At 67.7% G+C, this 26,786-nt stretch carries 28 protein-coding genes; 17 read left to right on the top strand and 11 right to left on the bottom strand.

Translation table 11 applies throughout. The features are described from left to right. Window positions 1-18: 18 nt before the first annotated feature. Window positions 19-993 (top strand): YheT family hydrolase, encoded by a 975-nt coding sequence (locus tag QC826_RS01570; RefSeq protein ID WP_279764110.1) that lies wholly within the window; start codon window positions 19-21, stop codon window positions 991-993. Window positions 994-1,042: 49 nt separating this feature from the next. Continuing rightward, a complete protein-coding gene (locus QC826_RS01565) occupies window positions 1,043-1,630 on the top strand; it encodes a DUF2946 family protein (RefSeq protein ID WP_279764109.1) in 588 nt (195 codons plus the stop codon). 163 nt (window positions 1,631-1,793) lie between these two features. On the opposite strand, the gene QC826_RS01560 is transcribed toward QC826_RS01565, so the two are convergent. Further along, complete coding sequence (locus QC826_RS01560; RefSeq protein WP_279766355.1) at window positions 1,794-3,419, bottom strand: M48 family metalloprotease; 1,626 nt, start codon at window positions 3,417-3,419, stop codon at window positions 1,794-1,796. A 143-nt stretch (window positions 3,420-3,562) separates the two neighbouring features. Between QC826_RS01560 and moaC the strand changes: the two genes are divergently transcribed. The 3 genes from moaC (at window position 3,563) to QC826_RS01545 (ending at window position 5,397) form a co-directional block, all read left to right on the top strand. Then, window positions 3,563-4,075, top strand: a complete 513-nt coding sequence (gene moaC, locus QC826_RS01555) for a cyclic pyranopterin monophosphate synthase MoaC (RefSeq protein ID WP_279764108.1) — start codon at window positions 3,563-3,565, stop codon at window positions 4,073-4,075. A 6-nt stretch (window positions 4,076-4,081) separates the two neighbouring features. Then, the gene (locus QC826_RS01550; RefSeq protein WP_279764107.1) at window positions 4,082-4,321 is read left to right on the top strand and encodes a hypothetical protein; all 240 of its coding nucleotides are present in this window, start codon (window positions 4,082-4,084) and stop codon (window positions 4,319-4,321) included. Window positions 4,322-4,686: 365 nt separating this feature from the next. Next, on the top strand, window positions 4,687-5,397 hold the full coding sequence (locus QC826_RS01545; protein WP_279764106.1) for a flagellar brake protein: 711 nt from the start codon (window positions 4,687-4,689) through the stop codon (window positions 5,395-5,397). 100 nt (window positions 5,398-5,497) lie between these two features. Here the strand turns inward: QC826_RS01545 and QC826_RS01540 are convergent, their stop codons facing one another. The 7 genes from QC826_RS01540 to recA form a co-directional block, all read right to left on the bottom strand. Further along, complete coding sequence (locus QC826_RS01540; RefSeq protein WP_279764104.1) at window positions 5,498-5,971, bottom strand: prepilin-type N-terminal cleavage/methylation domain-containing protein; 474 nt, start codon at window positions 5,969-5,971, stop codon at window positions 5,498-5,500. Window positions 5,972-6,182: 211 nt separating this feature from the next. Further along, window positions 6,183-6,785 carry an FHA domain-containing protein gene (locus QC826_RS01535; RefSeq protein WP_279764103.1) on the bottom strand — a complete coding sequence of 201 codons (603 nt, stop codon included), beginning with the start codon at window positions 6,783-6,785 and terminating at the stop codon, window positions 6,183-6,185. A gap of 164 nt (window positions 6,786-6,949) precedes the next feature. Further along, entirely contained in the window at window positions 6,950-7,831 is an 882-nt protein-coding gene (gene sucD, locus QC826_RS01530; protein WP_093381999.1) for a succinate--CoA ligase subunit alpha, read from the bottom strand. A 13-nt stretch (window positions 7,832-7,844) separates the two neighbouring features. Further along, the gene (gene sucC, locus QC826_RS01525; RefSeq protein ID WP_099418281.1) at window positions 7,845-9,014 is read right to left on the bottom strand and encodes an ADP-forming succinate--CoA ligase subunit beta; all 1,170 of its coding nucleotides are present in this window, start codon (window positions 9,012-9,014) and stop codon (window positions 7,845-7,847) included. Between the two features lie 83 nt (window positions 9,015-9,097). After that, a complete protein-coding gene (locus QC826_RS01520) occupies window positions 9,098-9,673 on the bottom strand; it encodes a DUF2889 domain-containing protein (protein ID WP_279764102.1) in 576 nt (191 codons plus the stop codon). A 396-nt stretch (window positions 9,674-10,069) separates the two neighbouring features. Then, on the bottom strand, window positions 10,070-10,525 hold the full coding sequence (gene recX / locus QC826_RS01515; RefSeq protein WP_279764101.1) for a recombination regulator RecX: 456 nt from the start codon (window positions 10,523-10,525) through the stop codon (window positions 10,070-10,072). Between the two features lie 159 nt (window positions 10,526-10,684). Then, the gene (gene recA / locus QC826_RS01510; RefSeq protein WP_279764100.1) at window positions 10,685-11,800 is read right to left on the bottom strand and encodes a recombinase RecA; all 1,116 of its coding nucleotides are present in this window, start codon (window positions 11,798-11,800) and stop codon (window positions 10,685-10,687) included. A 230-nt stretch (window positions 11,801-12,030) separates the two neighbouring features. On the opposite strand from recA, the gene QC826_RS01505 reads away from it, so the two are divergent. The 8 genes from QC826_RS01505 to QC826_RS01470 all read left to right on the top strand — a co-directional run bounded on the left by QC826_RS01505 (window position 12,031) and on the right by QC826_RS01470 (window position 22,195). Then, entirely contained in the window at window positions 12,031-12,738 is a 708-nt protein-coding gene (locus tag QC826_RS01505) for a response regulator transcription factor (protein ID WP_093381984.1), read from the top strand. Further along, window positions 12,735-14,267, top strand: coding sequence for a sensor histidine kinase (locus tag QC826_RS01500; RefSeq protein ID WP_279764099.1), 1,533 nt, complete (start codon window positions 12,735-12,737; stop codon window positions 14,265-14,267). Before QC826_RS01505 ends, QC826_RS01500 begins: the two co-directional genes overlap by 4 nt. Continuing rightward, window positions 14,260-14,562 carry a DUF4212 domain-containing protein gene (locus QC826_RS01495; RefSeq protein WP_279764098.1) on the top strand — a complete coding sequence of 101 codons (303 nt, stop codon included), beginning with the start codon at window positions 14,260-14,262 and terminating at the stop codon, window positions 14,560-14,562. The genes QC826_RS01500 and QC826_RS01495 overlap by 8 nt, the downstream gene beginning before the upstream one ends. Further along, window positions 14,559-16,610, top strand: a complete 2,052-nt coding sequence (locus QC826_RS01490; RefSeq protein WP_279764096.1) for a sodium:solute symporter family protein — start codon at window positions 14,559-14,561, stop codon at window positions 16,608-16,610. Before QC826_RS01495 ends, QC826_RS01490 begins: the two co-directional genes overlap by 4 nt. Window positions 16,611-16,775: 165 nt before the next feature. After that, window positions 16,776-18,053 (top strand): hypothetical protein, encoded by a 1,278-nt coding sequence (locus QC826_RS01485; protein WP_279764094.1) that lies wholly within the window; start codon window positions 16,776-16,778, stop codon window positions 18,051-18,053. Beyond that, a complete protein-coding gene (locus QC826_RS01480) occupies window positions 18,026-18,823 on the top strand; it encodes an alpha/beta hydrolase family protein (RefSeq protein WP_279764093.1) in 798 nt (265 codons plus the stop codon). Before QC826_RS01485 ends, QC826_RS01480 begins: the two co-directional genes overlap by 28 nt. Before the next feature lie 22 nt (window positions 18,824-18,845). Continuing rightward, the gene (locus tag QC826_RS01475) at window positions 18,846-20,885 is read left to right on the top strand and encodes a prolyl oligopeptidase family serine peptidase (protein WP_279764092.1); all 2,040 of its coding nucleotides are present in this window, start codon (window positions 18,846-18,848) and stop codon (window positions 20,883-20,885) included. Between the two features lie 95 nt (window positions 20,886-20,980). Further along, a complete protein-coding gene (locus tag QC826_RS01470; RefSeq protein ID WP_279764091.1) occupies window positions 20,981-22,195 on the top strand; it encodes a 6-phosphofructokinase in 1,215 nt (404 codons plus the stop codon). 14 nt (window positions 22,196-22,209) lie between these two features. On the opposite strand, the gene QC826_RS01465 is transcribed toward QC826_RS01470, so the two are convergent. Further along, window positions 22,210-22,503: a HigA family addiction module antitoxin gene (locus QC826_RS01465; RefSeq protein ID WP_217429851.1), complete on the bottom strand. Its 294-nt coding sequence runs from the start codon at window positions 22,501-22,503 to the stop codon at window positions 22,210-22,212. Window positions 22,504-22,673: 170 nt separating this feature from the next. On the opposite strand from QC826_RS01465, the gene QC826_RS01460 reads away from it, so the two are divergent. Beyond that, a complete protein-coding gene (locus tag QC826_RS01460) occupies window positions 22,674-23,012 on the top strand; it encodes a type II toxin-antitoxin system RelE/ParE family toxin (RefSeq protein WP_279764089.1) in 339 nt (112 codons plus the stop codon). A 34-nt stretch (window positions 23,013-23,046) separates the two neighbouring features. On the opposite strand, the gene QC826_RS01455 is transcribed toward QC826_RS01460, so the two are convergent. After that, window positions 23,047-23,226 (bottom strand): hypothetical protein, encoded by a 180-nt coding sequence (locus QC826_RS01455; protein WP_279764087.1) that lies wholly within the window; start codon window positions 23,224-23,226, stop codon window positions 23,047-23,049. Here QC826_RS01455 and QC826_RS01450 point away from each other — a divergent pair. Next, the gene (locus QC826_RS01450) at window positions 23,207-23,494 is read left to right on the top strand and encodes a hypothetical protein (RefSeq protein WP_279764086.1); all 288 of its coding nucleotides are present in this window, start codon (window positions 23,207-23,209) and stop codon (window positions 23,492-23,494) included. The genes QC826_RS01455 and QC826_RS01450 overlap by 20 nt on opposite strands. Before the next feature lie 321 nt (window positions 23,495-23,815). Continuing rightward, on the top strand, window positions 23,816-24,337 hold the full coding sequence (locus QC826_RS01445) for an FxDxF family PEP-CTERM protein (protein ID WP_279764085.1): 522 nt from the start codon (window positions 23,816-23,818) through the stop codon (window positions 24,335-24,337). Between the two features lie 117 nt (window positions 24,338-24,454). On the opposite strand, the gene purM is transcribed toward QC826_RS01445, so the two are convergent. Continuing rightward, window positions 24,455-25,498 carry a phosphoribosylformylglycinamidine cyclo-ligase gene (gene purM, locus QC826_RS01440; protein ID WP_099418345.1) on the bottom strand — a complete coding sequence of 348 codons (1,044 nt, stop codon included), beginning with the start codon at window positions 25,496-25,498 and terminating at the stop codon, window positions 24,455-24,457. 159 nt (window positions 25,499-25,657) lie between these two features. Between purM and QC826_RS01435 the strand changes: the two genes are divergently transcribed. After that, complete coding sequence (locus tag QC826_RS01435; protein ID WP_093381970.1) at window positions 25,658-26,740, top strand: AI-2E family transporter; 1,083 nt, start codon at window positions 25,658-25,660, stop codon at window positions 26,738-26,740. Window positions 26,741-26,786: the final 46 nt, after the last annotated feature.

Here is a 26,786-nt window from a genome sequence, read left to right as displayed (position 1 = left end):
CCGGCCACCGGGCAAGCCATGCGCTACCCCGCCCCCCTGTGGCTGCCCAGCGGCCACCTGCAAACCATCTACCCGGCCACCTGCATCGCCAAGCCGGCGGTGGCCTACCGGCGCGAGCGCTGGGAGGCGCCGGACGGCGACTTCGTCGACATCGACTTCGTCGACGGCCGGCCGGGGCAACCCTTCGTGGTGCTGTTCCACGGCCTCGAGGGCTCCTCCGACAGCCACTACGCGCGCGCCCTGATGGCCGCCGCCGCCGCGCGGGGCTGGTCCGGCGCCGTGCCGCACTTCCGCGGCTGCTCCGGCGAGGCCAACCGCGCGCCGCGCTTCTACCACTCCGGCGACGCCGCCGAGATCGACTGGATTTTGCGCCGACTGCGCGGCCGCGGCACCGGCCTGTTCTACGCCACCGGCGTCTCGCTGGGCGGCAACGCCCTGCTGCGCTGGCTGGGCGAGTCGCAGCACCAGGCCGACTTCGTCGACGCCGCCTGCGCCGTCTCGGCGCCGCTCGACCTGGCGCAGGGCGGCGCGGCGCTGGCGCGCGGCTTCAACCGCGTCTACACGCGCATGTTCCTGCAAACGCTGAAGCCGAAGTGCGAGGCCAAGCTGGCGCAATACCCCGGCCTGTTCGACCTGGCCGCGCTGCGCGCCGCGCGCGACCTGTACGCCTTCGACAACGTGGTGACCGCGCCGCTGCACGGCTACCGCGACACCGACGACTACTGGCACCGCGCCAGCGCCAAGCACGTGCTGGGCGACATCACCGTGCCGACCCTGGTGCTGAACGCCCGCAACGACCCCTTCCTGCCCGGCGGCCACCTGCCGCGCCACGCCGCGCCGGCGGTGCAGCTCGACTACCCGGCGCACGGCGGCCACGTCGGCTTCGCCGTCGGCGCGCTGCCGGGACGCATCAACTGGCTGCCGCAGCGTATGATGCACTTTCTACAGGGCGCCACCGACGACGCCCGCGCCCGCAGCCAGGCCGAGGCCTGAGCGGGCGGCACACAACGGGCCGCCGTCGACGCGGCCGGAAAAGCACAACATGGATGAGATCGTCAAACAAGCCATCGCCAAATGGCCCAACGTGCCGCACTGCTACGGCTGGCTGGGGCTGGACGCGCGCGGCCAGTGGCGCATGCGCGACGAGCGCGCGCAGCAACTCAACCTGCCGGGCGACAAGCTGCAGCACACCGCCCTGCTCGCCTTCATCGCCCGCAACTACGACGTCGACGAGCGCGGCTGCTGGTATTTCCAGAACGGCCCGCAGCGCGTCTACCTGAACCTGGAGGCGACGCCCTACATCGCCCGCAGCGAGCCCGGCGAGGGCTGGCGGCTGCACACCGGCGTGGCGATGGGGCCGCTCGACGCGGTCTACCTGAGCGAGGCCGGCGCGCTGATCCTGCACAGCGGCACGGTGGTCGCCCAGCTCGACGACCGCGACTTCGCCCAGGTGCTGCCCATGTTGTGGATGGACGGCGCGGCCGTCGCCGACGAGGCGCTGATGGCCTGGCTGGAGGGCGGCAAGGGCGAGCTGAGCCTGCACCTGCGCGACGCCGAGCTGCCGGTGGCGCGGCTGGCGCAAGACGAGGTCGCCGCGCGCTTCGGCTTCGTGCGGCGGCCGGCGCCCTAGGCGGCGGCAGCGAAAAACAGCTTCTTCACGGATTCGCGGGATGCCGGCCTTACCCCGCAAGCGAAGGGGTCTGACTCCCCGCCTTGGCGCCGTACGGGGTCAGACCCCGGCTTCCGCGTCCCGGGGTAGGGGTAAAAAACAGCCACCAGCGGCACGGCTCGGGCTAGCGGCGCGGAATGCGCGCCGCCGGCGCCGCGATCGCGGCCGAGCCGGCAGGCGCCACCGTCTCCGCCGGCGTGGTCGACAAGCGCAGCGTCGGCCCCGGCGCGGCCGCCGACGGCCCGGCCAAATCCTTCTTGCCCCGCTCGCCCAGCTCCTCGCGGCGGCGCGCCTGCAGCTCGCGCTCGCGGGCGTCGATCACGGCCTGGTCGTAGAAGGTGGCGTCGGGCGCCTTGCGGGCGATGGCCAGCTGGTCCAGCGCGGCCAGCACGCCGCCCTGCAGCACATACGACTCGGTCAGCGCGAGATGCTGCAGGGCCTGCTTGCCCTGCGCCGCGTAGGCCTCGGCCAGCAGGTCGAACACCTCCGGCTCCTCCTTGTACAGCTGCGCCTGGTCGCGCAGGTACAGCGTCGCCTGCTCCAGCCTGCCCGCCGCGATCAGCGCCTCGCCGTACTGGTGGGCGATGCCGCGCGACAACGGAAACTTCAAGCGCGCCGCCTCGGCCTCCTTCAAGGCCAGGGCGATGACGGCGGCGTCCTTCTTCTGCTCCAGCTTGATCTCCAGCGCCGTGCTGACGAAGATCGAACCGCCCGTCTGCGGCCGCGCGCCGCTGAAGGTGCCGGCCGCCGGCGCCTGCTCGGCGGTGGCGCGCGCCTTGTCCAGCCAGCCCTGCGCCTTGGCCATGTCGCCCTTCTTCAGCGCCACCATCGCCAGGCCGTACTGCGCCGCGCAGATCTGCTGCCGGCTTTGCTGCAACATCTGGTTCTCGAAGAACACCTTGGCCTCGGCCAGGCCCTGCGAGCTCTCGTCCTGCAGCACGCGGGCGCGCGAGCGCACCAGGTAGAAGTCCAGGCTGTCGAGGCGCTGCTTGTAGGGCTGCTCGCGGATGCGCGCCTGGATGTCGGCGATGCGCTCGGTGGTCAGGGGGTGGCTTTGCAGATAGGCCGGCGTCAGGTCGCTGTAGGAGCGGCTGGCCGTCTGCATGCGCTGGAAAAAGGCCACCATGCCGCTGCTGTCGAAGCCGGCCTCGCCCATGATCTGGAAGCCGATGCGGTCGGCCTCGCGCTCGGCCTCGCGGCCGAAATTGAGCTGGCGTTGGATCGCCAGGCCCTGGCCGGCGGCGAACACGCCGATGGCCGCGTCGCCGCCGGCGCCGCCCTTCGCCGCCAGCGCCGCCAGGATCATCGCCGCCAGCGGGATCAGCGCGTCCTGCTTCTGCTGGCCCAACTGGCGGGCGATGTGGCGCTGCGCCACGTGGCCGATCTCGTGGCCCAGCACCGAGGCCAACTCCGACTCGCTCTGCGCCGCCAGCAGCAGCGCCGAGTGGACGGCGATGAAGCCGCCCGGCAGGGCGAAGGCGTTCAACTGCGGATCGCGCACGGCGAAGAAGAAATAGTCGAAATTGGTCTCGCCGCGCGCGCCCGGCCGCGCCGCCACCAGCGCGTTGCCGAAGTTGTTCAGGTATTCGAGGATGGGGCCGTCGTCGAGGTAGTCGAGGTTGCGGCGGATGTCGCGCATGATCTCCTCGCCCAGCTTGCGCTCGATCAGCGGCGACAAATCCTGCCGCTCGGCGTCGCCCAAGGTCGGCAGGTTGGGGATGTTGGACGAGGGCAGCACGTTCTGCGCCATCAACAGGGGCGCCGCCAGCAGCGTGGCGGCGGTCAGCAGGCGGCGCAGCGTATGGCCGGATGGGAAACGTTTGGAATTCACGGTGCTATCATACCCGTTTTGCCGCACCCCAGACCACCCGCCACCTTCTAGCGATCCACGCCATGACCACACAGCCCAGCACGCCTCCAGCAGACCACCTGACCCATTTCGACGCCACCGGCCAAGCCCACATGGTCGACGTCGGCGCCAAGGCGGAGACCCACCGCACCGCCGTGGCCGGCGGCACCATCCGCATGAAGGCGGAGACGCTGGCGATCATAGTGGCGGGCACGGCCAAGAAGGGCGACGTGCTGGGCATCGCCCGCATCGCCGCCATCATGGGCGCCAAGCGCACCAGCGACCTGGTGCCGCTGTGCCACCCGCTGGCGCTGACCCGGGTGACGGTCGACTTCGACGTCGACCAGGCCAACCACAGCGTGCACTGCCGCGCCCAGGTCGAAACCTACGGCAAGACCGGCGTCGAGATGGAGGCGCTGACCGCCGTCCAGGTCGGCCTGCTGACCGTCTACGATATGTGCAAAGCCGTTGATCGCGGCATGGTGATGGGCGACATCCGCGTGATGGAAAAGCACGGTGGCAAGAGCGGCGACTGGACAGCGGATCTTGACAAGTAACAACGCTTGAGTAAAGCAGCGAAGGGCAATACGACACCGGCTCGCCAATGCGCTACACTGGTTCAGGACGCCGACAAGCATTCGCAGCCCTCCCAAACGGGGGAGCAGCATGACGAGGCGCATAGTGAAGCCCGTCGTCGGCGCGCTGCCGCGCTGAAGCGCATCGCCGGCTTATGGGCAGATCGCAAGGATATTCCGGCGGACGGTTTGGATTACCAGCGCGAGATGAGGGCCGAATGGCGCTAGTCCTCTTCGACACGAACATACTTATCGACGCCCCGATGCCATCATCATGGCAACCTCGATTGCGCGAGGCTTCATCCTCATTACGCGCAACAAGAGGGACTTCAAAGGGGCCGCATGTACGCATTCCTTACGAGTTGGAAACGACAACGTCAGTGAAGACCAGTCAAGACAGTCAACATCGCCCCACGTCGCACACCGCGCCCCCTTTAGCAAGCTCCATTCTTGTCTGATTGTTACGCCACGTTAGCGCGTATATAATTGCCGCAGCGATAATAGGTGTTTCACAGTCGGGCCTGGATCAGGCATACTTGTCGACTGAACACCGTCTTACAACACCATATCGAGCAGGCGAAAAGGGCGTACGAATGAGCAGCAACACTCCGCCGACCGAAGCGAAGACCCAGGAATACGAATTCGAACAGATGAACTTGCAGGTGGGCGGACGCATCCAGTTCATCACCCACCGCACCATCAAACCGATCCAGCACTTCTCCACGCTGATCGGCTGGGTCAAGGACGAGTACATGATCGTCAAGATCCCGGTCGAGAACGGCGCCCCGATCGCCCTCAACGACGGCGACAAGCTGACCATCCGCGTGTTTTCCGGCGTCAACGTGTGCTCCTTCGCCTGCACCGTGCAGCGCATCTTCCCGCGCCCGCTGTTCTACGTCCACCTGTCCTTCCCCACCACGATCCAGGGCACCAGCCTGCGCGCGGCCATGCGCGTCAAGGTCGACATCCCGGCCCAGGTCAGCTCGCCGGCCGGCACCACCTCGGTGTTCCTGGTCAACCTGAGCGTGTCCGGCGCGTTGATCGAGTCGCCCAAGAAGCTCACCGACGACGACAACATGGTCGGCCTGTCCTTCTACCTGATCGCCCAACCCGGCAACCGCCAGGTGCGCATCAATCCCAACGCCACCATCCGCAACATCAACATGGTCAAGCCGGCCAGCGCCGACAAGGCCGAGGTGTTCACCTACGGCGTGCAGTTCATCGACCTCGACCCGGTGCACTACACCATGCTGCAAAACCTGACCTACGAGGCGCTGATCGCCGACCGCCAGAAGATCGTCTGAGCGCCGTCCGCCCGGCGTAAACCAAAAAAACCAGGTCGCGCGACCTGGTTTTTTTGTGGGGCGACGCGCCCGGCGTCGCCTTTTCGCAACAGTCACGCCATTACATGCTGTTTTTCTCGATCGCCGCCTTGGCCGCCGGATTGGTGACGGTGGTGGTGATTTTCCAGGCCAGCGCGGTACCGCCGGTTGGCAGGCTAGGCGTGAAGGTGATCGTCAAGCCATCGATGCCGCTGCCCAGGCCGGTGGCCAAGGTTTCCTTGATGACGCCATCGGCCGCCGTGGTCACGCTGGCGACTTCCTTGGTGGCGACGAAGGCGGTGTCCAGCGGAACGCCGTTGCTGCCGCTCTTGCAGTCGGTCAATACCCCGCCGGCTTCCTGGCCGCACAGCGCCACGGCGGTCTTCAGCGAGGCCACCCCGGAGATCGCGTTGGCGATCTTGGCCTTGGCGGTGTAGTCGCTGTAGGCAGGAATAGCCACGGCCGCCAGAATGCCGATGATGGCGACGACGATCATCAATTCGATGAGGGTGAAGCCGGCTTGTGCTTGTTTCTTGATCATGGTCATCGATTTCATTTTGCTACTCCTGAGTGAGGTAAAGATGGGGTGCCACACTCAGGTAACAGCAATCGCCGTGCCAGACCACTTCCAGGGTGAAAGTCGGGAGAAAGCGCCGGGGAGCGCCATTTTTTGTCGGCCGAACTGACTTTTTTTGTCAGTTGGAGCGACAAGTGTCGGCCGACTGACAATTTTCGTCAGTGCGGCGGCGCCGCGCGGCCGGCCCGGCTCAGGCCAGGCGGAAGGCCAGCAGGGTGCCGTCCAGCTCGATCACGTCGCCGTGCCGCAGCAGCGTGTCGGCGCCGTCCAGCGCCACGCCGTTGAGCAGCACCGGCAGCGCGCCCTCGCGTTGTTCGATGCGGTAGGCGGCCGGGGTTCGGTGGATCGCCACCACCTGGGCGCCGGGCCGTCCCAGCGAGGTCAGCGGCTTGGTCAGCGCCATGCGCTTGCCGGCGTTGTTGCCGTTCAATATTTCAATATCGGCCAGGGCGTGCGTCGCCAGCGCCGCCATGGCCGCCGTGGCGGCCGCCGCCGAGGGACGCACACCGTCGGCGCGGAACTCCATCTCGACCTTGGCCAGGCGGATGATGTCCTTGTCTTGCAGGAAGTGTTTGCCGACGCGGTGGCCGTTGACGTAGGTGCCGTTGGTGCTGTGCAGGTCTTCCAGGAAGGAGTCGTCGAGGATGGTGACGATGGCGGCGTGGCGGCCGCTGACGGTGGGGTGGGCCAGCACGATGTCGTTTTGGCTGTGGCGGCCCAGGCTGACGCGCTCCTTGCTCAGGGGCACCTGCCGCTCGACCTGCCCATCATGCGAGATGATGATTTTCGCCAATCTGTCCTCCAGCCGGGGGCCGCTGGACGGCCATGGAAACACGCAGCAACAGCGCGCCGCGGAAATGCGCTTCGGAAATGCGCTTCGGAAATGCGCTTCGAAAATGATAACGGAGAGCACTAGGCTCCCCGCTATTATTCACTACTCGACTGCGATCCGGCTAATTACAGCATGGCCTTCAGCAGACGCGCCATTTCGGACGGGTTCTTGGTGACGGTGATGCCGCAAGCTTCCATGATTTCCAGTTTGGCTTGCGCGGTGTCGGCGCCGCCGGAGATCAGCGCGCCGGCGTGGCCCATGCGCTTGCCCGGAGGAGCGGTGACGCCGGCGATGAAGCCGACCACTGGTTTCTTCATGTTGTCTTTGATCCAGTAAGCCGCGTTGGCTTCGTCCGGGCCGCCGATTTCGCCGATCATGATGACCGCGTCGGTATCAGGATCGTCGTTGAACATCTTCATGATGTCGATGTGCTTCAGACCGTTGATCGGGTCGCCGCCGATACCGACCGCGCTCGACTGGCCCAGACCCAGTGCGGTCAGCTGGCCGACCGCTTCGTAGGTCAGGGTGCCCGAACGCGAAACCACGCCGATGCGGCCGCGTTTGTGGATGTGACCTGGCATGATGCCGATCTTGATTTCGTCCGGGGTGATCAGGCCTGGGCAGTTAGGGCCCAGCAGCAGGGTTTTCGAACCCGACTTGGCCATACGGTCCTTCAGCGCCATCATGTCGCGGACAGGAATGCCTTCGGTGATGCAAATGGCCAGGTCCATTTCGGCTTCGACGGCTTCCCAGATCGCTGCGGCCGCGCCTGCTGGCGGGACGTAGATGACCGACACGTTGGCGCCGGTTTCTTTTTTCGCTTCGGTGACGTTAGCGAAAATAGGAATGCCTTCGAAATCTTCGCCGGCCTTCTTCGGGTTCACGCCGGCGACGAAAGCGGCTTTGCCGTTTGCGTAGTCGCGGCACATGCGGGTGTGGAACTGGCCGGTCTTGCCGGTGATCCCTTGGGTGACAACTTTGGTATCTTTATTGATCAGAATGGACATGTTGATTCCTTAATTAAGCTTGACCGGCAGCGGCGGCGACGACGCTCTTCGCTGCATCTTCCATGGTGTCGGCCGCGATGATCGGCAAACCGGACTCGGCCAGCATTTTCTTGCCCAGATCTTCGTTGGTGCCCTTCATGCGCACCACCAGCGGTACCTGCAGCGAAACGGCCTTCGACGCGGCGATGACGCCTTCGGCGATGACGTCGCAACGCATGATGCCGCCGAAGATGTTCACCAGGATGGCTTTCAGGCCAGGGTTCTTCAGCATGATCTTGAACGCTTCGGTGACTTTTTCAGCCGTCGCGCCGCCGCCCACGTCCAGGAAGTTGGCCGGCTCGCCGCCGAACAGCTTGATGGTGTCCATGGTGGCCATGGCCAGGCCGGCGCCGTTGACCAGGCAGCCGATGTTGCCGTCGAGCGAGATGTAGGCCAGGTCGAACTTCGAGGCTTCCACTTCGGCTGGATCTTCTTCGTCCAGGTCGCGGTAGGCGACGATTTCCGGCTGGCGGAACAGGGCGTTGGCGTCGAAGTTGAACTTGGCGTCCAGCGCGATGACCTTGCCGGAACCGGTCAGTATCAGCGGGTTGATTTCGGCCAGCGACGAGTCGGTTTCCCAGTAGGCTTTGTACAGGCCTTGCAGGTTGACGCGGGCGTCGACGATCGACTCGGCGGGCACGCCGATTTTGGTCGAGATGGCATCGGCCTCGGCATCGGTCAGGCCGACGGCTGGATCGATGGCGATCGAGTGCAACAGTTCCGGGTGGGACTCGGCGACTTCCTCGATGTCCATACCGCCTTCGGACGAGGCCATCAGCACGACGCGTTGCGAAACGCGGTCGGTGACCATCGACACGTACAGTTCCTTCTTGATGTCGGCGCCTTCTTCGATCAGCAGGCGGCGAACTTTCTGGCCTTCAGGGCCGGTCTGGTGCGTGACCAGCTGCATGCCCAGGATCTGCTCGGAGAATTCTTTGACTTGTTCCAGCGACTTGGCCACTTTCACGCCGCCGCCCTTGCCGCGACCGCCGGCATGGATCTGTGCTTTTACAACCCAGACTGGGCCGCCCAAGGTTTCGGCGGCTTTGACCGCTTCTTCTACGGACAGGCACGGGATACCGCGCGGAACCGTCACTCCGTATTTTCGGAGGATTTCTTTGCCTTGATACTCATGGATTTTCATGCTGGCTTCCCTTCTGATGCTGATGTGTAAAGATCGGTTGATACTGCGAAATGTGTGAAACGAAAAGCAGATACTGCTACGCGCTAGCCCGGTGCTGCTTTGGCCACCCAGCGCGGGTAAAACTGCGCCACGGCACCACCATCGGTGCGCAGCGCATGGCATTTGTCGAGTTGAAACGGTTTGTCGTGCGGCTGCTCGGCGCTGGCGTTGGCCGAGTCGTGGGTCGACCAGACGTCGTTGGCGAAGGCCTGCAGCGCCGCCGTGGGCAGGATCTGCGCCAGTTCGGTCAGGTGGGTGCAGCCGTGCACGCCGGCCAGGCGGGCCTTGAGCTCGTGGCGGAAACCGCGCATCAGGTTCAGGCCGATCAACTTCTTGTAGTCGGGGCCGATGGTGTTGCAAAAACCGGGATAGGGGACGGCATCGGACACGGCTTCGGCGTCGACGATGGTCAGCTGCAAATCCACGGTGATGCGCAGGGAAAGGTCGTGCAGGGCGTCGCCACCGCTGCGCAGGCCGGAGGCCAGCAGGGTGTCCTTGACTTTGATGTCGGTGATACGGGCGTCAAGATCCCACAGGCCATCGTCGCGGGCGAACGCTTGGATGTCGATTGCGCGCGTGTGCCGCAGCGCACGTCGGGGAACGGGAGTTGACAGGGACATAAGACCGATGCCGCTTGCGCGGCGGAAAATAGTAAGCAGCCATGTGCTGATCGCACGTGTCCGCAGCTTCTACGGACAACTACCGCACCTGCGGCGCTGCAAAAACCGTAAAAGTGTAGCACACCGCGCCGGCTGTTGCGCCAGAACATGTGCTTTGCAGCATAAATGCGACCTGTTAAGCCCGCTTTGCAGTCGGAAACACAAGATTGGGCAGGGCCGCCGGCGGGGATTTTGTCGTTGTTGAAATTATATGCATTTGATATGACGGCGATGCGTCCGGTGAATATCCGGCATGGCAAGGCGAGCCCGTGAGAACCGGGGTCGGACCCCGTACGGGGTCCGACCCCGGTGCCATGCCGCGGGCCGGACCGGACAATCTATCGGCCTGGGGTGGCCTCACTCTTCCGCGTCCGGGTCCACGCCGCGCAGGGCGGCGTACACGGCGCGCTGCGAAAAGCCGCGCTGCATCAGAAAGCGCATCTGTTTGTTGCGCTCCTGCGGGTCGGCCGCCACCGTGCCGAACTTGCGCCGCCACACCTCGCAGGCGCGCGCCGTCTCGCCCTCGACCAGGCCGGCCTTGAGCTCCTGCAAAGCCTCGCCGCCGACGCCGTGGCTTTGCAGCTCGGCGACGATGCGGCTGTTGCCGTAGCGGGCCGCGCGGCGGTGCACCAAAGATTCGGAAAAACGCTCGGTCGACAGCCAGTTGTTCTTCTCGAGGAAGTCGAGCAGCTCGACGTCGTCGCCCTCCTCGGCGTGGCGCGCCAGCTTGCGCCCCAGCTCGAGCCGGCTGTGCTCGCGCATCGACAGGTAGCGCAGCGCGCGTCCCTTCAGGCTAAGTTGCGGTGCTGCCATAAAACCCTTTGCGCAATGAGAAAACCACCGCTCCGCAAAACGCGGCACGGTGGCTGACTGGTGTGGCGGGCCGGTACCCGCCAGCAAACTTCGCCGGGACCGGCGCGCCTGCTGGCCGCGCCCGTCCCGTCCCGCTGTGACTAACTGGTTGCGGCGGGCCTAGTCGACCGCCTTCAGCTTGGCCTCGGCCTTGTCGGCCTTGTCGGCTTTTTCCGGCTTGTCGGCTTTTTCGGCCTTGTCGCCGGTCAGCGCCGGCAGTTCGCGCACGCCCAGCGACAGGCGCACCTTGTTTTCGATCTCCCAGGCCAGCTGCGGACGCTCCTTGAGGAAGGCGCGGGCGTTGTCCTTGCCCTGGCCGATGCGTTCGCCGTTGTAGCTGTACCAGGAACCGGACTTCTCGACGATCTTCGCATCCGAACCCAGATCGAGGATCTCGCCTTCGCGGGAAGTGCCTTCGCCATAAAGAATATCGAAGTGGGCTTCCTTGAACGGCGGCGCGATCTTGTTCTTGACGACCTTGACCTTGGTTTCGTTGCCGATCACCTCGTCGCCCGACTTGATCGAGCCGGTGCGGCGGATGTCCAGGCGCACCGAGGCGTAGAACTTCAGCGCGTTGCCGCCGGTGGTGGTCTCCGGGCTGCCGAACATGACGCCGATCTTCATGCGGATCTGGTTGATGAAGATGACCAGGGTGTTGGTGCGGTTGATCGAGCCGGTCAGCTTGCGCAGCGCCTGCGACATCAAGCGGGCCTGCAGGCCGGGCAGCGAGTCGCCCATGTCGCCCTCGATCTCGGCGCGCGGCGTCAGCGCCGCCACCGAGTCGATCACCACCATGTCGACGCTGCCCGAGCGGACCAGGGCGTCGCAGATTTCCAGCGCCTGTTCGCCCGTGTCCGGCTGCGAGATCAGCAGCTCGTGCAGGTTGACGCCCAGCTTTTGCGCGTAGCCGACGTCGAGCGCGTGCTCGGCGTCGATGAAGGCGCAGGTGCCGCCCAGCTTTTGCATCTCGGCGATGGTCTGCAGGGTCAGCGTGGTCTTGCCGGACGACTCGGGGCCGTAGATTTCCACCACGCGGCCGCGCGGCAGGCCGCCGACGCCGAGCGCGATGTCCAGGCCGAGCGAGCCGGTCGAGACGACCTGGACTTCCTCGATCGGGGTGCTGGAGTCCATGCGCATGACGGAACCCTTGCCGAACTGCTTTTCAATCTGGGCCAGCGCGGCGGCCAGCGCCTTCGCCTTCTCAGATGCGGGTACAACAGCTTTTTTATCGTCCATAATCTTCTTTCAGCCCGGGTAAGCGCGGTGAATGGGGGAATTGCGAGTCGAATTCTTCGTGACAGACGACACTGTATAAAAAAACAGTGCTTATTGCAAGCGGGATTTTGCCGTCGCCTTGAAATAGCGCAAAGCGGCCCTGCGCCGCCCAGCAACGGCGGCGCGACAAAAATTGGCCTCGCCGGGGGAAATGCCACACAATACACACTTACCCCGTCGGATTGCTTGCCATGCGTATTTTACTTGCCGAAGATGATAGTGTGCTGGCCGATGGACTGACGCGCTCGCTGCGCCAGTCCGGCTACGCCATCGATTGCGTGAAGAACGGCCAGGAGGCCGACACCGCCCTGTCGACCCAGGAGTTCGACCTGCTGATCCTCGACCTGGGCCTGCCCAAGATGAGCGGGCTGGAGGTGCTGCGCCGGCTGCGCGCCCGCGCCTCGCTGCTGCCGGTGCTGATCTTGACGGCGGCCGACTCGATCGAGCAGCGCGTCAACGGCCTCGACCTGGGCGCCGACGACTACATGGCCAAGCCCTTCGCCCTGTCCGAGCTGGAGGCGCGGGTGCGCGCGCTGACCCGCCGCGGCGCCGGCGGCGGCGCCACGGTGATCCGCCACGGCCCGCTGTCCTACGACCAGGTCGGCCGCAGCGCCTACATCGGCGAGCAGATGCTCGACCTGTCGGCGCGCGAGCTGGGCCTGCTGGAGATCCTGCTGGCGCGCAGCGGCCGCCTGGTGTCCAAGGAGCAGCTGGTCGACCACCTGTGCGAATGGGGCGAGGAGGTCAGCAACAACGCCATCGAGGTGTATGTGCACCGGCTGCGCAAGAAGATCGAGGTGGGCGGCATCCGCATCGTCACCGTGCGCGGGCTCGGCTACTGCCTGGAGAAATTCAGCGAGGCCGCCAAGGCCGGCGCCGACGCGCCCGAGGCCAAGTGAGCGGGCGCGACGGCGCCCAGGCCGACGAGGCCGGCGCCGAGTTCGGCGGCTACCAGCCGCCCGCCAGCGAGCAGGACGACGACATCCAGCACTCGCTGTTCGGCGAGATCCTCGACTGGATGCTGGCGCCGCTGCTGCTGCTGTGGCCGATGAGCATCGCCATCACCTACCTGGTGGCCAAGGCGATCGCCAACCAGCCCTTCGACCACGCCCTCGAGGACAGCGTCACCGTGCTGGCGCAGCAGGTGCGCGAGGTCGACGGCAAGCTGGTCAAGCGCCTGCCCGGCTCGGCGCGCGACATCCTGCGCGCCGACGACGTCGACAGCGTCTACTTCCAGATCGCCGACGCCGACGGCGGCTATGTCGACGGCGACCGCGACCTGCCGCAGCCGCAGGAGGACGACGACATCCGCGCCGGCGCGGTGCGCTTCCGCAACGACAACATGCACGGCACGCCGGTGCGCGTGGCCTACTCCTACATCGAGCTCGACGAGCGCGGCCTGCCCGAGGCCGGCATGGCCCTGGTGCAGGTGGCCGAAACGCTGGAGAAGCGCGGCAAGCTGGCCAACGCCATCATCAAGGGCGTCATCCTGCCGCAGTTCATCGTCCTGCCGATCGTCCTGGCGCTGGTCTGGTTCGCCCTGGCGCGCGGCCTGTCGCCGCTGGCCCAGCTGCAGGAGCGCATCCGCGCCCGCGGCTCGGACGACCTGTCGCCGATCGACTCGAAGCAGGTGCCCGAGGAGATCTCGCCGCTGGTGCGCTCGCTCAACGAGATGCTGGCCCGGCTCTCGCTGTCGATCGAGATGCAGAAGCGCTTCATCGCCGACGCCGCCCACCAGATGAAGACGCCGCTGGCCGGCATGCGCATGCAGTCCGAGCTGGCGCTGCGCCAGACCGACAGCGGCGAGATCCACCGCTCGCTGGAACAACTGGCCAAGAGCTCGGAGGCGGCCACCCGCCTGGTCAACCAGCTGCTGGCGCTGGCGCGGGCGGAGAACCAGCCGCAGGCCGGCACCGCCTACGTGCCGATCGCGCTGGCCGAGCTGGCGCGCAGCGGCGTGCAGGACTGGGTGCCGAGCTCGTTCAGCCAGCGCATCGACCTCGGCTTCGAGCCGCCGGCCGAGCAGATCGACATCGCCGGCAACCCGACCATGCTGCGCGAGATGCTCTCCAACCTGATCGACAACGCGCTGCGCTACACGCCGGCCGGCGGCAGCGTCACGGTGCGCGTGCGCGGCGACGCCGAGCACGCCATCCTCGAGGTCGAGGACACCGGCCCCGGCATCCCCGCCACCGAGCGGGCCCGCGTCTTCGAACGCTTCTACCGCATCCTCGGCAGCAACGTCGAGGGTTCCGGCCTGGGCCTGGCCATCGTCCGCGAGATCGCCCTGCAGCACGGCGCCGAGGTCGACGTCTACAGCAACCCGCGCTCCCACCAGGCCAAAATGCCCGGCTGCCTGTTCCGCCTCAGCTTCCCGCGGCTGGCGGCCGCGCCGGCCGAAGAAAACGAGCCCGTCTATTATGGATAATCCGACCACCCCCGCCACCCCGCTGCAGGCCGAGCGGCTGCGCCTGGCGCGCCACTGGCGGGCCACGCGGCGCCTGAGCGCCGGCCTGCTGCTGCTGTGGCTGGGCACCGGCTTCGCCGCCGCCTTCTTCGCCCGCGAGCTGGCCGGCCTCAGCCTGTTCGGCTGGCCGCTGTCGTTCTACCTGGCGGCGCAGGGCGCCTCGCTGGTCTACCTGGCCATCATCGGCGGCTACGCCTGGCGCATGCGGCGGCTCGACCGCGACTACCGCGCCGCCCGCTTCCAGGACGGCGCGTGAAGGCCGCCCGCTCCTTCTTCCAGCGCCTGCGCGGCTACTACCTGCTGTTCACCGGCGGCTTCGCCTGCTTCCTGGTGGCGCTCGCCGTGCTCGAGCAGGAGGGCATGCCGCGCGTCTGGATCGGCTACCTGTTCATGTTCGCCACCATCGTGCTGTACGCCACCATCGGCGTGCTGAGCCGCACCTCCAACGTGCTCGAATACTATGTGGCGGGGCGGCGCGTGCCGGCCCTGTTCAACGGCATGGCGACGGCGGCCGACTGGATCTCGGCGGCCAGCTTCATCAGCCTGGCCGGCGGCCTCTACCTGCACGGCTTCGACGGCCTGGCCTACATCATGGGCTGGACCGGCGGCTACTGCCTGGTGGCGCTGCTGATCGCGCCCTACCTGCGCAAGTTCGAGCAGTACACCATCCCCGACTTCCTCGCCGCCCGCTACGGCGGCGAGGGCGGCGGGCGCGCCGTGCGCAGCCTGGCGGTGGCCGCCACCATCGTGGTCTCCTTCACCTACGTGGTGGCGCAGATCTACGCGGTCGGCCTGATCGCCTCGCGCTTCACCGGCGTCGACTTCTCGGTCGGCATCTTCCTCGGCCTGGCCAGCATCCTGGTCTGCTCCTTCCTCGGCGGCATGCGCGCCATCACCTGGACCCAGGTGGCGCAGTACATCATCATCGTGATCGCCTTCCTGATCCCGGCCATCTGGCTGTCGGCCAAGCACGCCGACAACCCGCTGCCCCAGCTCGCCTACGGCCAGCTGCTGCCCAAGCTGGGCGCGCGCGAGGCGGCGCTGGCGGCCGACCCGGGCGAGCGCCAGGTGCGCGCCATCTTCGCCCAGCGCGCCCAGGCCTACGCCGACCAGCTGGCCGGCCTGCCGGCCTCGTGGGACGCCGGCCGCCTGGCCACCCAGCACCAACTGGCCCGGGTCAAGCAGCGCAACGCCTCGCTGCTGGAGATCCGCGGCGCCGAGCGGGCCCTGCTGGCCTACCCGAAGAACCCCGACGAGGCGGCCCGGCTGTGGGACGAGGCGCGCCGCTGGAACCTGGCGCGCGCCGCGCCGCTGACGCCGCACGGCCAGCCCTTCCCCGGCGCCGACCGCGAACAGTCCGACATCAAGCGCAACAACTTCCTCGCCCTGGCGCTGTGCCTGATGCTGGGCACGGCGGCGCTGCCGCACATCCTGATGCGCTCCTACACCACCAGCTCGGTGCACGAGGCCCGCGTCTCGGTGTTCTGGACCCTGTTCTTCATCCTGCTGATCTACCTGACCATCCCGGCGCTGGCGGTGCTGGTCAAGTACGACATCTATTCCGGCCTGGTCGGCAGCGACTTCGCCCGCCTGCCCACCTGGGTGTCGTACTGGGCCAACGTCGACAAGTTGACGCCCTTGATCAGCATCAACGACGTCAACCACGACGGCATCGTCCAACTGGCCGAGATCGCCATCGACGGCGACGTGCTGGTGCTGGCCACGCCGGAGATCGCCGGCCTGCCCTATGTGATCTCCGGCCTGGTCGCCGCCGGCGGCCTGGCGGCGGCGCTGTCGACCGCCGACGGCCTGCTGCTGGCCATCTCCAACGCCCTCTCGCACGACGTCTACTACAAGATGGTCGACCCGGGCGCCTCGACGCAGAAGCGGGTCACCATCTCCAAGCTGCTGCTGCTGGCGGTGGCCTTCATCGCCGCCTACGCCGCCTCGCAGCGGCCGGGCGACATCCTGTCGCTGGTCGGCGCCGCCTTCTCGCTGGCCGCCTCGACCCTGTTCCCGGCGCTGGTGCTGGGCGTCTGGTGGCGCCGCGCCAACGGCCAGGGCGCCATCGCCGGCATGCTGGCCGGCTTCGCCGTCTGCGTCTACTACATGCTGCACAGCCACCCGGTGCTGGGCAGCGGCGCGGCCGGCCAGTGGTTCCACATCGCGCCCATCTCGGCCGGCGTGTTCGGCGTGCCGGCCGGCCTGCTGGCGGCGGCCGTGGTCAGCCTGCTGACGGCGCCGCCGGCGCCGCGCATCCAGGCCATGCTCGCCTACGTGCGGGCGCCCGAGCGCGGGGGCTGAATCCTTCCGCCTTGGCGCCCCGCCTTGGCGCGCCAAGGCGGGGCGGCCGCTTGACGGCCCGGGGCGGGCCGTCGATGCAGCGGGTCGCATTTTCGGCAAGCAAATGTTATCCTGTGGAAATTATCTATTTGGAAAAAATAGTAACTCGATCAACACGGAGCAAACATGTCAGCACACCCCGTCCTGCGCGCCGGCTGCCTGGCCGCCGCCCTGCTGCTCGGCGCCGCCCAGCTGGCCGCGCCGGCCTTGGCGGCGAGCGCGCCGCCAGCGGCGGCCGGCGCCGCGCCGCCGCTGGCCGCCTTCTTCAACAATGCGCAGATGAGCGACGCCAAGCTCTCGCCCGACGGCAAGTTCCTCGCCGTGCGTCTGGCCAGTCCGCCGGCCCGCGACGGCCTGGCGGTCATCGAGCTCGACACGCTGGCCCCCAGGCGCGTGGCCCAGTTCGACAACGCCGACATCGGCGACTTCGACTGGGTCAACGGGCAGCGCCTGATCTTCGACAGCCACGACAGCCTGGTGGCGCCGGGCGACCAGCGCCACGGCTCCGGCCTATTCGCCGTCGACCGCGACGGCGGCAACTTCCGCCAGTTGGCCGAGAGCAGCTTCATGCCGCCGTCGACCACCGGCACCCTCATCAAGCGCAACGTGCTGCCCTGGAACACCTTCCTGCTGGGCCAGGCGGGCGCGCAAAAGTCCAACCTGGTGTACGTGCAACGCGCCGGCTGGAACGACGCCAGCGGCGACGTCACGCACTGGGATCTAGTGCAGCTCGACACCACCAGCGGCTTGGCCAGCACGGTGCAGCGGCCCGGCAAGGTGCAGACCTGGCTGCTCGACCGCGCCGGCGAACCGCGCCTGGCCGTCACCGAGGACGCCGGCAAGAGCGCCGTCCACTATCTTGAAGCGGCCGGCGGAAAATGGCGCAAATTGGCGGAGTTTCCCTCGTTCGGCGAGTCGCCCGGGGCCTTCGTGCCGCTCGGCTTCGGCGCCGACGGCAAGCTCTACGTGGTCACCCGCGCCGGCCGCGACAAGAGCAGCGTCCACCTGTTGGACCTGGCCAGCGGCAAGGTCGCCGCCGAGCCGCTGATCTCGCTGGCCGACTACGACTTCGACGGTTCGCTGGTGTACGGCCAGGGCAAGCTGCTCGGCGTCCGCGTGCTGTCGGACGCCCGTAGCACGGTCTGGTTCGACGCCGGCATGAAGGCGCTCCAGCAGCGCGTCGACGCGCTGCTGCCGGGCAACATCAACCTGGTCTCGACGGCGCGCAACGCCGACTCGCCCTGGTCGCTGGTCCGCTCCTATTCCGACACCCAGCCGTCCATGTTCCTGCTGTTCAACACGGCGACGGGCGCCGTCAAACCGGTCGGCTACGGCCACCCGGACATCGAGGCCGAAAAGATGGGCACCCGGGCCTGGTGCGCTACCCGGCGCGCGACGGCCTGAGCATCCCGGCCTGGCTGACCCTGCCGCGCGGCAAGGACAAGCCGCTGCCGATGGTGCTGCTGGTGCACGGCGGGCCGAACCTGCGCGGCGGCGAGTGGGGCTGGGACGCCGAAGCCCAGTTCCTCGCCTCGCGCGGCTACGCCGTGCTGCAGCCGGAGTTCCGCGGCAGCACCGGCTTCGGCGCCAAGCACTTCCGCGCCGGCTGGAAGCAATGGGGCCTGGCCATGCAGGACGACCTGGCCGACGGCGTCAAGTGGGCCGTCGCCCAGGGCATCGCCGACCCCAAGCGGGTCTGCATCGCCGGCGCCAGCTACGGCGGCTACGCCGCGCTGATGGGGCTGGTCAACGACCCCGGCCTGTACCAGTGCGGCATCGACTGGGCCGGCGTCAGCGACATCGGCAAGATGTTTTCGAACAGCCACAGCGTGCTGTCGGACATGGGCGACGAATGGCGCAACTACGGCATGCCCGAACTGATCGGCGACCCGGTCAAGGACGCCGCCCGCTTCCAGGCCACCTCGCCGCTGGCCCAGGCGGCCCGCATCAAGCAGCCGCTGCTGCTGGCCCACGGCAGCGACGACCGCCGCGTGCCGCTCTACCAGGGCAAGGACTTCTACCACGCCGTCAAGGCCGGCAACCCGCAGGTCGAGTGGGTGGTCTACGACGGCGAGGGCCACGGCTGGTCGCTGGCCAAGAACCGCATCGACTTCTGGGGCCGCGTCGAGCGCTTCCTGGCCAAGCACATCGGCGCCCAGCGCCAGCAACCCTGAACCGGACCACCCCGAGGACACCATGCCCCTCCCCCTGACCGGCCGCCTGCTGCGGCCCCTCGGCACCGCCCTGCTGCTGCTCGCCTGCCACCACGCGGCGGCGGCGGACGCCGCCGCCGCCGCGCCGGACCCTGTGCCGGCCGCCGCCATGCCGCCGCCCGCCGCCTTCTTCGACGCCGCCGCCATGAGCGGCGCCAAGCTCTCGCCCGACGGCCGCTACCTGGCCATGCGCACGGCGGCCCCCGGCGCGCGCGCCCTGCTCGCCGTGGTCGAGCTGGACACGCTGGAACGGCGCGCGGTGGCCCAATTCAGCGACATCGACGTCGCCGAGTTCGAGTGGGTCAATCCGCGCCGCCTGGTCTTCGGCACCGGCGACTGGAGCCGCCCGCCCGGGGAAGCGGCGCTCGACCACGGCCTCTACGCGGTCGACCGCGACGGCGCCAACCTGCGCGTGCTGACCGAGGACCGCCACGCGCCGCCGCCCGGTCCGCTGGTCAAGCGCCACCTGCAGCCGGCCCACACCTACCTGCTCGGCCAGGCCGGCGCCCAGGACTCCGACCGCATCTACGTGAGCCGCGCCGCCTTCAACGACAACACCGGCGACTTCAGCCACTGGGAACTGGTCCAGCTCGACACCGTCAGCGGCGCCGCCAGCCGGGTGCCGCGCCCCGGCCCGGTGCACGCGTGGCTGCTCGACCAGGACGGCGCGCCGCGCCTGGCGCTGACCCGGCGGGACGGCCGCAGCGCCGTCCACTACCTCGACCCGGCCAAGGACAGCTGGCGCCAACTGGCCGAGTTCCCCACCTACGCCTACGCGGCAGACGGCTACGCGCCGCTCGGCTTCGGCAGCGGCGGCAAACTCTATGTGGGCGCCGACGCCGGCGCCGACAAGAGCGCCGTCTACGCGCTCGACCCGGCCAGCGGCAAGCTGGCCGCCGCGCCGCTGCTGAGCCTGCCCGACTACGACTTCCACGGCGCGCTGGTGCACCGCAAGGGCCGCCTGCTGGGCCTGCGCGTGCTGTCCGACGCCCCCTCGATGGTCTGGCTGGACCCGGACATGCAGGCGCAGCAGCGCCGCGTCGACGCCCTGCTGCCCAACACCGTCAACCTGGTGTCGACGGCCGCGCAGGCCGACTCGTCGTGGCTGCTGGTCGAGTCCTACTCCGACACCCAGCCGGCCAGCTTCCTGTTGTTCGACCGCGCCAGCGGCAAGTTGAGCCTGCTCGGCCACAGCCGCCCGGCCATCGCGCCGGCGCGGATGGCGCCGCGGCAACTGCTGCGCTATCCGGCGCGCGACGGCCTGAGCATCCCCGTCTGGCTGACCCTGCCGCCCGGCGCCGCCAAGCCGCTGCCGACGGTGCTGCTGGTGCACGACGGCCCGCAGCGGCGCGGCGCCGACTGGGGCTGGCACGCCGAGGCCCAGTTCCTCGCCTCGCGCGGCTACGCCGTGCTGCAGCCCGAGTACCGTGGCGGCATGGGCTTCGGCACCCGGCACTTCCGCGCCGGCGCTAGGCAATGGGGCCTGGCGATGCAGGACGACCTGGCCGACGGCGCCCGCTGGGCCGTCGCCCAGGGCATCGCCGACCCCGGCCGCATCTGCCTGGCCGGCGCCGGCTACGGCGGCTACGCCACCCTGATGGGGCTGGCCAAGGAGCCGGCGCTGTTCCGCTGCGGCGTGGCCTGGGCCGCCATCACCGACATCGGCCAGCTGTATTCCGCCCGCCACGGCGTGCTGGCCGACACCAGCGACGACTGGCTGCGCCACGGCATGCCCGAGCTGGTCGGCGACCCGGTCAAGGACGCCGCCCAGTTCCAGGCCACCTCGCCGCTGGCCCAGGCGGCCCGCATCAAGCAGCCGCTGCTGCTGGCCTACAGCGCCGCCGACCGCCGCGTGCCGCTCGCCGAGGGCGAGGCTTTCCACGCCGCCGTCAAGGCCGGCAACCCGCAGGTCGACTGGCTGCGCTACGACGGCGAGCAGGACGACTGGGCGCTGGCGCGCACCCGCATCGACTTCTGGGGCCGCGTCGAGCGCTTCCTGGCCAAGCACATCGGGCCGCGCTAGGCGGCGCGAACAAGGCTACGCAGCGGCGCCGAAATGCGCTACGCTAGGGTGGCGCGGGCCGCCCGGCCGGCGCCACCCTAGAGGAGGAGTCGCGCATGTCGTCGGGAAAAATTCTGGTCGCACAGGGGGGCGGGCCGACCGCCGTCATCAACCAGTCGCTGGTCGGCGTGGCGCTCGAGGCGCGCCGCTTCCGCGACGTGAGCCGGGTCTACGGCGCCCGCCACGGCGTGCGCGGCATCGTCGACGAGGACTTCGTCGACCTGACCCAGGAGACCAGCCACAACCTCGAACTGGTCGCCGCCACGCCCTCGTCGGCGCTCGGCTCGACCCGCGACAAGCCCGACATCGCCTACTGCCAGGAGATCTTCCAGGTGCTGCGCGCCCACGAGATCGAGCACTTCTTCTACATCGGCGGCAACGACTCGTCCGACACCGTGCGCATCGTCAGCCAGCAGGCCGCCGCCGCCGGCTACCCGCTGCGTTGCATCCACATCCCCAAGACCATCGACAACGACCTGGTCGGCAGCGACCACACCCCCGGCTTCCCCTCGGCGGCGCGCTTCGTCGCCCAGGCCTTCGCCGGCGCCAACCTGGACAACGCCGCCCTGCCCGGCGTCTACGTCGGCGTGGTGATGGGCCGCCACGCCGGCTTCCTCACCGCCGCCGCCGCGCTGGGCAAGAAGTTCCCCGACGACGGCCCGCATTTGATCTACCTGCCCGAGCGCGTCTTCGTGCTCGAGCAGTTCCTGGCCGACGTCAAGGCCATGTACGCCCGCCACGGCCGCTGCGTGGTCGCCGTCTCCGAGGGCATCCACGACGCCGCCGGCCAGCCCATCGCCGCCCTGCTGGCCAGGGAACTCGAGCGCGACGCCCACGGCAACGTGCAGTTGTCGGGCAACGGCGCGCTGGCCGACCTGCTGTGCGAGGAGATCAAGGCCAGGCTGGGCATCAAGCGGGTGCGCGGCGACACCTTCGGCTACCTGCAGCGCTCCTTCATCGGCTGCGTCTCCGACGTCGACCAGCGCGAGGCGCGCGAGGTCGGCGAGAAGGCCGTGCAGTTCGCCATGTGGGGCCAGCGCGACGGCTCGGTGGCGATCCAGCGCACCGGCTTCTACTCGGTCGACTACGCCCTGCTGCCGCTGGAGGCGGTGGCCGGCAAGACGCGCACCATGGAGGACGAGTTCATCAGCGCCAGCGGCACCGACGTCACCGACGCCTTCCGCCTCTACCTGCGCCCGCTGCTCGGTTCCGGCATGCCGGACGCCTACCGCCTGCGCCCGGCGGCGGTGGAGAAGATCCTCAAACGCTAGCGGCCGGGCCCGGGCTAGGCGGCGTCTTTTTCGCCAAGAAAAATCGGCCGGACCGAGGCCGGATCGAGCGCCGCCTTCGCCAAGGCCAGACTGTGGCTGGTCTGCATGCTCATCCAGGATTCCGCCGAGCGGCCAAAGACCAACTGCAAACGCACGGCCATCTCGGGGGAGAGATCGGATTTACCAGCCAGCAATCTGCTGACGGCGGCGGTGGAGACACCGAGGCTGGCCGCTAAATCCTTCTGTGTCAGCCCGTGCGGTTCCATATAACTGACCTGCAGATACTCGCCTGGATGCATGGTGATCATGGTGCCCCCTTCATTGCGCATTGCGCAACACGTAACAATTGGAGCAAAAAATAACAAAGTCCAGCTTTGTTGTCGTACCTTCCGGCCCTGCCACGCGGTTTGATTTACCTTGGATGAAAAGTACCGCAGATCCCATTCGGCGTCAACCTCTTCCAGGTCCCGGCAACGTCATGACGATCAAGAATCCACACAAGGCCTTCCTGCATCCAGGTTTGCGCCGATTCTGGCTTTCTGGCGCTCAGGATCTGAGCGGCATCTCGCCCACCTGGGCAAAAGCCCTGCGCTTGGCGCTGGTCCATTTGGACAGCGCCAAGAGTCTCGTCGACATCCAAGCCGCCTACGGCCGTATTAAGAACGTGAAGCTGTTGGCTGGCCACAATCGGCGCTATGCAATGGAGATCAACAGCAATTGGCGCCTCACCTTCAACTGCGACGACCCCAGCTCTGGCGAAGTCACACTGCTCGACATTGAGGGCCTGCACCGGCGCGGCGGCGCTAAGCGCCACTAAGCGCCTATGCCGACCGCCGCGCCCGCGCGTCCGCTCAGGGGGTGTAGGCGCCGCAGCTGACCACGTAGCCGTCGACCTTGGTGAAAAACATGGTCTTCGGCTCGATCTTGCCGCTCACCGGGTTGAGGAAGCGGTAATTGATCGAACCCTCGTTCTTGGTCTTGAGCACCTCGTTGCGCTGGCGCGCGATGTAGGTGCCGTCGGCGTCGCGCATCTCGCTGATCCTTGCCGACCAGCTTTTGGTTGGCGCCGTGCGCCAGGTTGATGTTCTTGCCGTCGAGGATGGTCACGTACAGGTCGCGGTCGACGAACTGGCCCTTCGGCTGGTTGACCTCGGCCACCGTCTTGTCGATGCCGTTCTTTTTCAGGTAGGCGGCCGCCTTGCGCACCATGGCCTGCGCCTCGTCCAAGGTAGCGTGCCCCTCGGCCGCGCCGGCGCCGTGCAGGTTGCCGGCGGCCGCCAACAACAGGGCCGCGCGTAGAAATAGTCGTCGCATCATGTTCGTCTCCAAGGTGGTGGGGCGGCCCGGCCGCGCGTGCGCGGCGGGGTCCGCCACCGAGCTTACTCCTTGCCAAAAGGCAACTCCAGCACTGTTCGCGCGGCGTGGCGGCAAAGCAACAAGCGGCGGCCGCGACGCCCGTGTGGTGCGAACTCAACAATATTTTCCCGCCCGCCCGGCCAGCGTGTGCCAGCACACGGAGCCGGCCGCGCCCTATCTCTACAGTGGGATGTGTCGGGGGGCCGCGCAGCGCCCACCCCGGCTCGACCGGCCAAACCTGGCCGGCACACTCACGGGGAAAACATGAAAACCACCACACTCTTTGCGGCATTGGCTCTGGCTTTGGGCAGCGGCGCCGTCTTGGCCAACGACATCCAGATCAACGCCGGCCTGCTGGGCCAGGACGCGGCGGCGCCGTATGGCCACCTGTTCACCCACGACGCAGGCATGTTCAACGACACCATCGACTTCATCGTGCCGACCGGCAGCCTGGGTTCGTCGGCGCACGCGCTCAACCTGGTGCTCGGTTCGGCCTCGATCTTCAACATCAGCGCGCTGAGCTATTCGGTCTGGGGCGGCACCTCGGCCAGCGACACCGTCTGGTACGGCACCTTCCCCGGCAACAACATTTCCTACGACATCGGCCTGGGCACGCCCGGCGCCTACCACATCCGCGTCAGCGGCAACGCCGACGGCGTCTACGGCGGCGCCTACGCCGTCGCGCTGGTGTCCGGCGTGCCCGAGCCGGAAACCTACGGCATGCTGCTGGCCGGCCTGGGCCTGGTCGGCTTCGTCGTCCGCCGCCGCGCCGTCAAAACGGCCTGACGACGCCGCCCGCCCCGCCCCGGGCGCGGACGCAAAAACGGCCCGGACGCTGACGCGCACGGGCCGTTTTTTTATGCGGCGCGCGGCGCGCCGGGCGCGCCGCGCGCCGCCAAACGCTTAGATGACGGTGGTCTGGTGCTCGTCGCCGACGCGGGCGCGGATGCGGCCGATGCGCGAGACGGTCTCGCCGGCGGCCTGCAACTGGGCCACGGCGGCGTCCGCGTTCTCCTGCGCGACGATGACGGTCATGCCGATGCCGCAGTTGAAGACGCGGTGCATCTCGGCGTCGGCCACGCCGCCGTGCTGTTGCAGCCACTGGAACAGCGGCGGCATGGTCCACGCCGTCGAGTCCAGCTCGGCCACCAGGCCGGCCTGCAGCACGCGCGGGATGTTTTCCACCAGGCCGCCGCCGGTGATGTGCACCATGCCCTTGACCTCCATGCTGTCCATCAGCGCCAGCAGCGGCTTGACGTAGATGCGGGTCGGCTCCATCAGCACGTCGGCCAGCTTGCGGCCGTGGAAGTCGCCTTCCAGGTCAGGCTTGGCCACTTCGATGATCTTGCGCACCAGCGAGTAACCGTTCGAGTGCACGCCCGACGAGGCCAGGCCCAGCACCACGTCGCCCGGCACGATCTTGGTGCCGTCGATGATCTTCGATTTTTCCACCGCGCCGACGGCGAAGCCGGCCAGGTCGTACTCGCCGGCCGGGTACATGCTCGGCATTTCCGCCGTTTCGCCGCCGATCAGCGCGCAGCCGGCCAGCTCGCAGCCCTTGGCCACGCCCTTGATGACGTCGGTCGCGGTCGGCACGTCGAGCTTGCCGCAGGCGAAGTAGTCGAGGAAGAACAGCGGCTCGGCGCCCTGCACCAGGATGTCGTTGACGCTCATGGCGACCAGGTCGATGCCGACCGTGTCGTGGCGGTTCAGCTCGAAAGCGAGCTTGAGCTTGGTGCCGACGCCGTCGGTGCCGGACACCAGCACCGGCTCCTTGTACTTCTTGCTGATCTCGAACATGGCGCCGAAACCGCCCAGACCGCCCATCACGCCCTCGCGCATGGTGCGCTTGGCAAACGGCTTGATCGCTTCGACTAGGGCGTCACCGGCGTCGATATCGACGCCGGCGTCACGGTAGGACAGGGAAACATTAGATGGTTGGCTCATGGTGTATTTGGCAGCGGAGGCGGTAAAATAGAAGGCGGAGACCGGAATTGCGCACATGCGGCGGGCGCAGACTCAAATCCGTTCAATCCGCTATTTTATCAAACTGCCCCGTCCATCAGCCTTTTTATTCCTCTTTTTAACCAGCCGAACTCTGAATCCATGCCATTTCCCCTCTCGCTAGAGCAAAAGCAAACGGCATTTTGGATCGCGGTATGGGGCGCCTTCCTGCTCCTGCTGCTCGCTTTGGGCCCCGTGCTGACCCCTTTCCTGGCCGCCGCCATCCTCGCCTACGCCCTCAACCCGGGCGTCGACCGGCTCGACCACCTGCGCTTCCGCCGCTTCGACGTGCCGCGCCCGCTGGCCGTGGTGGTCGTCGTCGTGCTGTTCTTCTGCGCCATCGCCGCCCTGGTGTTGATCGTGGTGCCGGTGCTGCAGAAGGAGATTCCGCTGCTGCAGGCGCAGATTCCGGCCTTTTTGGCCAAGCTCAACGACCTGCTCGGCCCCCGTTTGCAGGAGCTCGGCCTCAAGGTGCGCCTCGACAGCGCCGGCATCAAGAAGATCGTCAGCCAGCAGATGGCCAGCAGCGGCGAGGCGATCTGGAGCGCCGTGCTGGCCTCGGCCCGCGTCGGCGGCACCGCCGTGCTGGGCTGGATCGCCACCGTGGTCTTGATCCCGGTGGTGCTGTTCTACCTGCTGCTCGACTGGCACCCCATGCTGGCGCGCGTCGCCGCCGCCGTGCCGCGCCGCTACATCGGCCGCACCCTGGCCATGGCCAACGAGGTCGACACCCTGCTGGCCCAGTACCTGCGCGGCCAGCTGCTGGTGATGCTGGTGCTGGCGGTGTACTACTCGGTCGGCCTGATGATCGCCGGCTTCGACGTCGCCCTGCCGGTCGGCATCATCACCGGCCTGCTGGTGTTCATCCCCTACCTCGGCTTCGGCCTGGGCCTGGTGCTGGCGCTGATCGCCGCCGTGCTGCAGTTCGCCGACTGGAGCGGCGTCATCGCCGTGGCCGCCATCTACGGCCTGGGCCAGGTCATCGAGGGCTTCTTCCTCACCCCGCGCCTGGTCGGCGAGCGCATCGGCCTCAATCCGCTGGCGGTGATCTTCGCCCTGCTGGCCTTCGGCCAGCTGTTCGGCTTCGTCGGCGTGCTGCTGGCTTTGCCCGCCTCGGCCATCTTAATGGTCGCTTTTAAGCACCTGCGCCGCCACTACCTGAGCAGCAGCTTCTATAATGCGTAACGTTACACAGAAAACGCATATGCAAACTATCAGGACAGGGCGAACG

Origin of the sequence: Rugamonas sp. DEMB1, from assembly GCF_029834475.1 — a bacterium.
In the GTDB taxonomy this organism is placed as follows: domain Bacteria; phylum Pseudomonadota; class Gammaproteobacteria; order Burkholderiales; family Burkholderiaceae_D; genus Rugamonas; species Rugamonas rubra.
The sequence above is the reverse complement of the archived record's forward strand: the minus strand, read 5'-3'. Positions and strand labels throughout refer to the sequence as shown.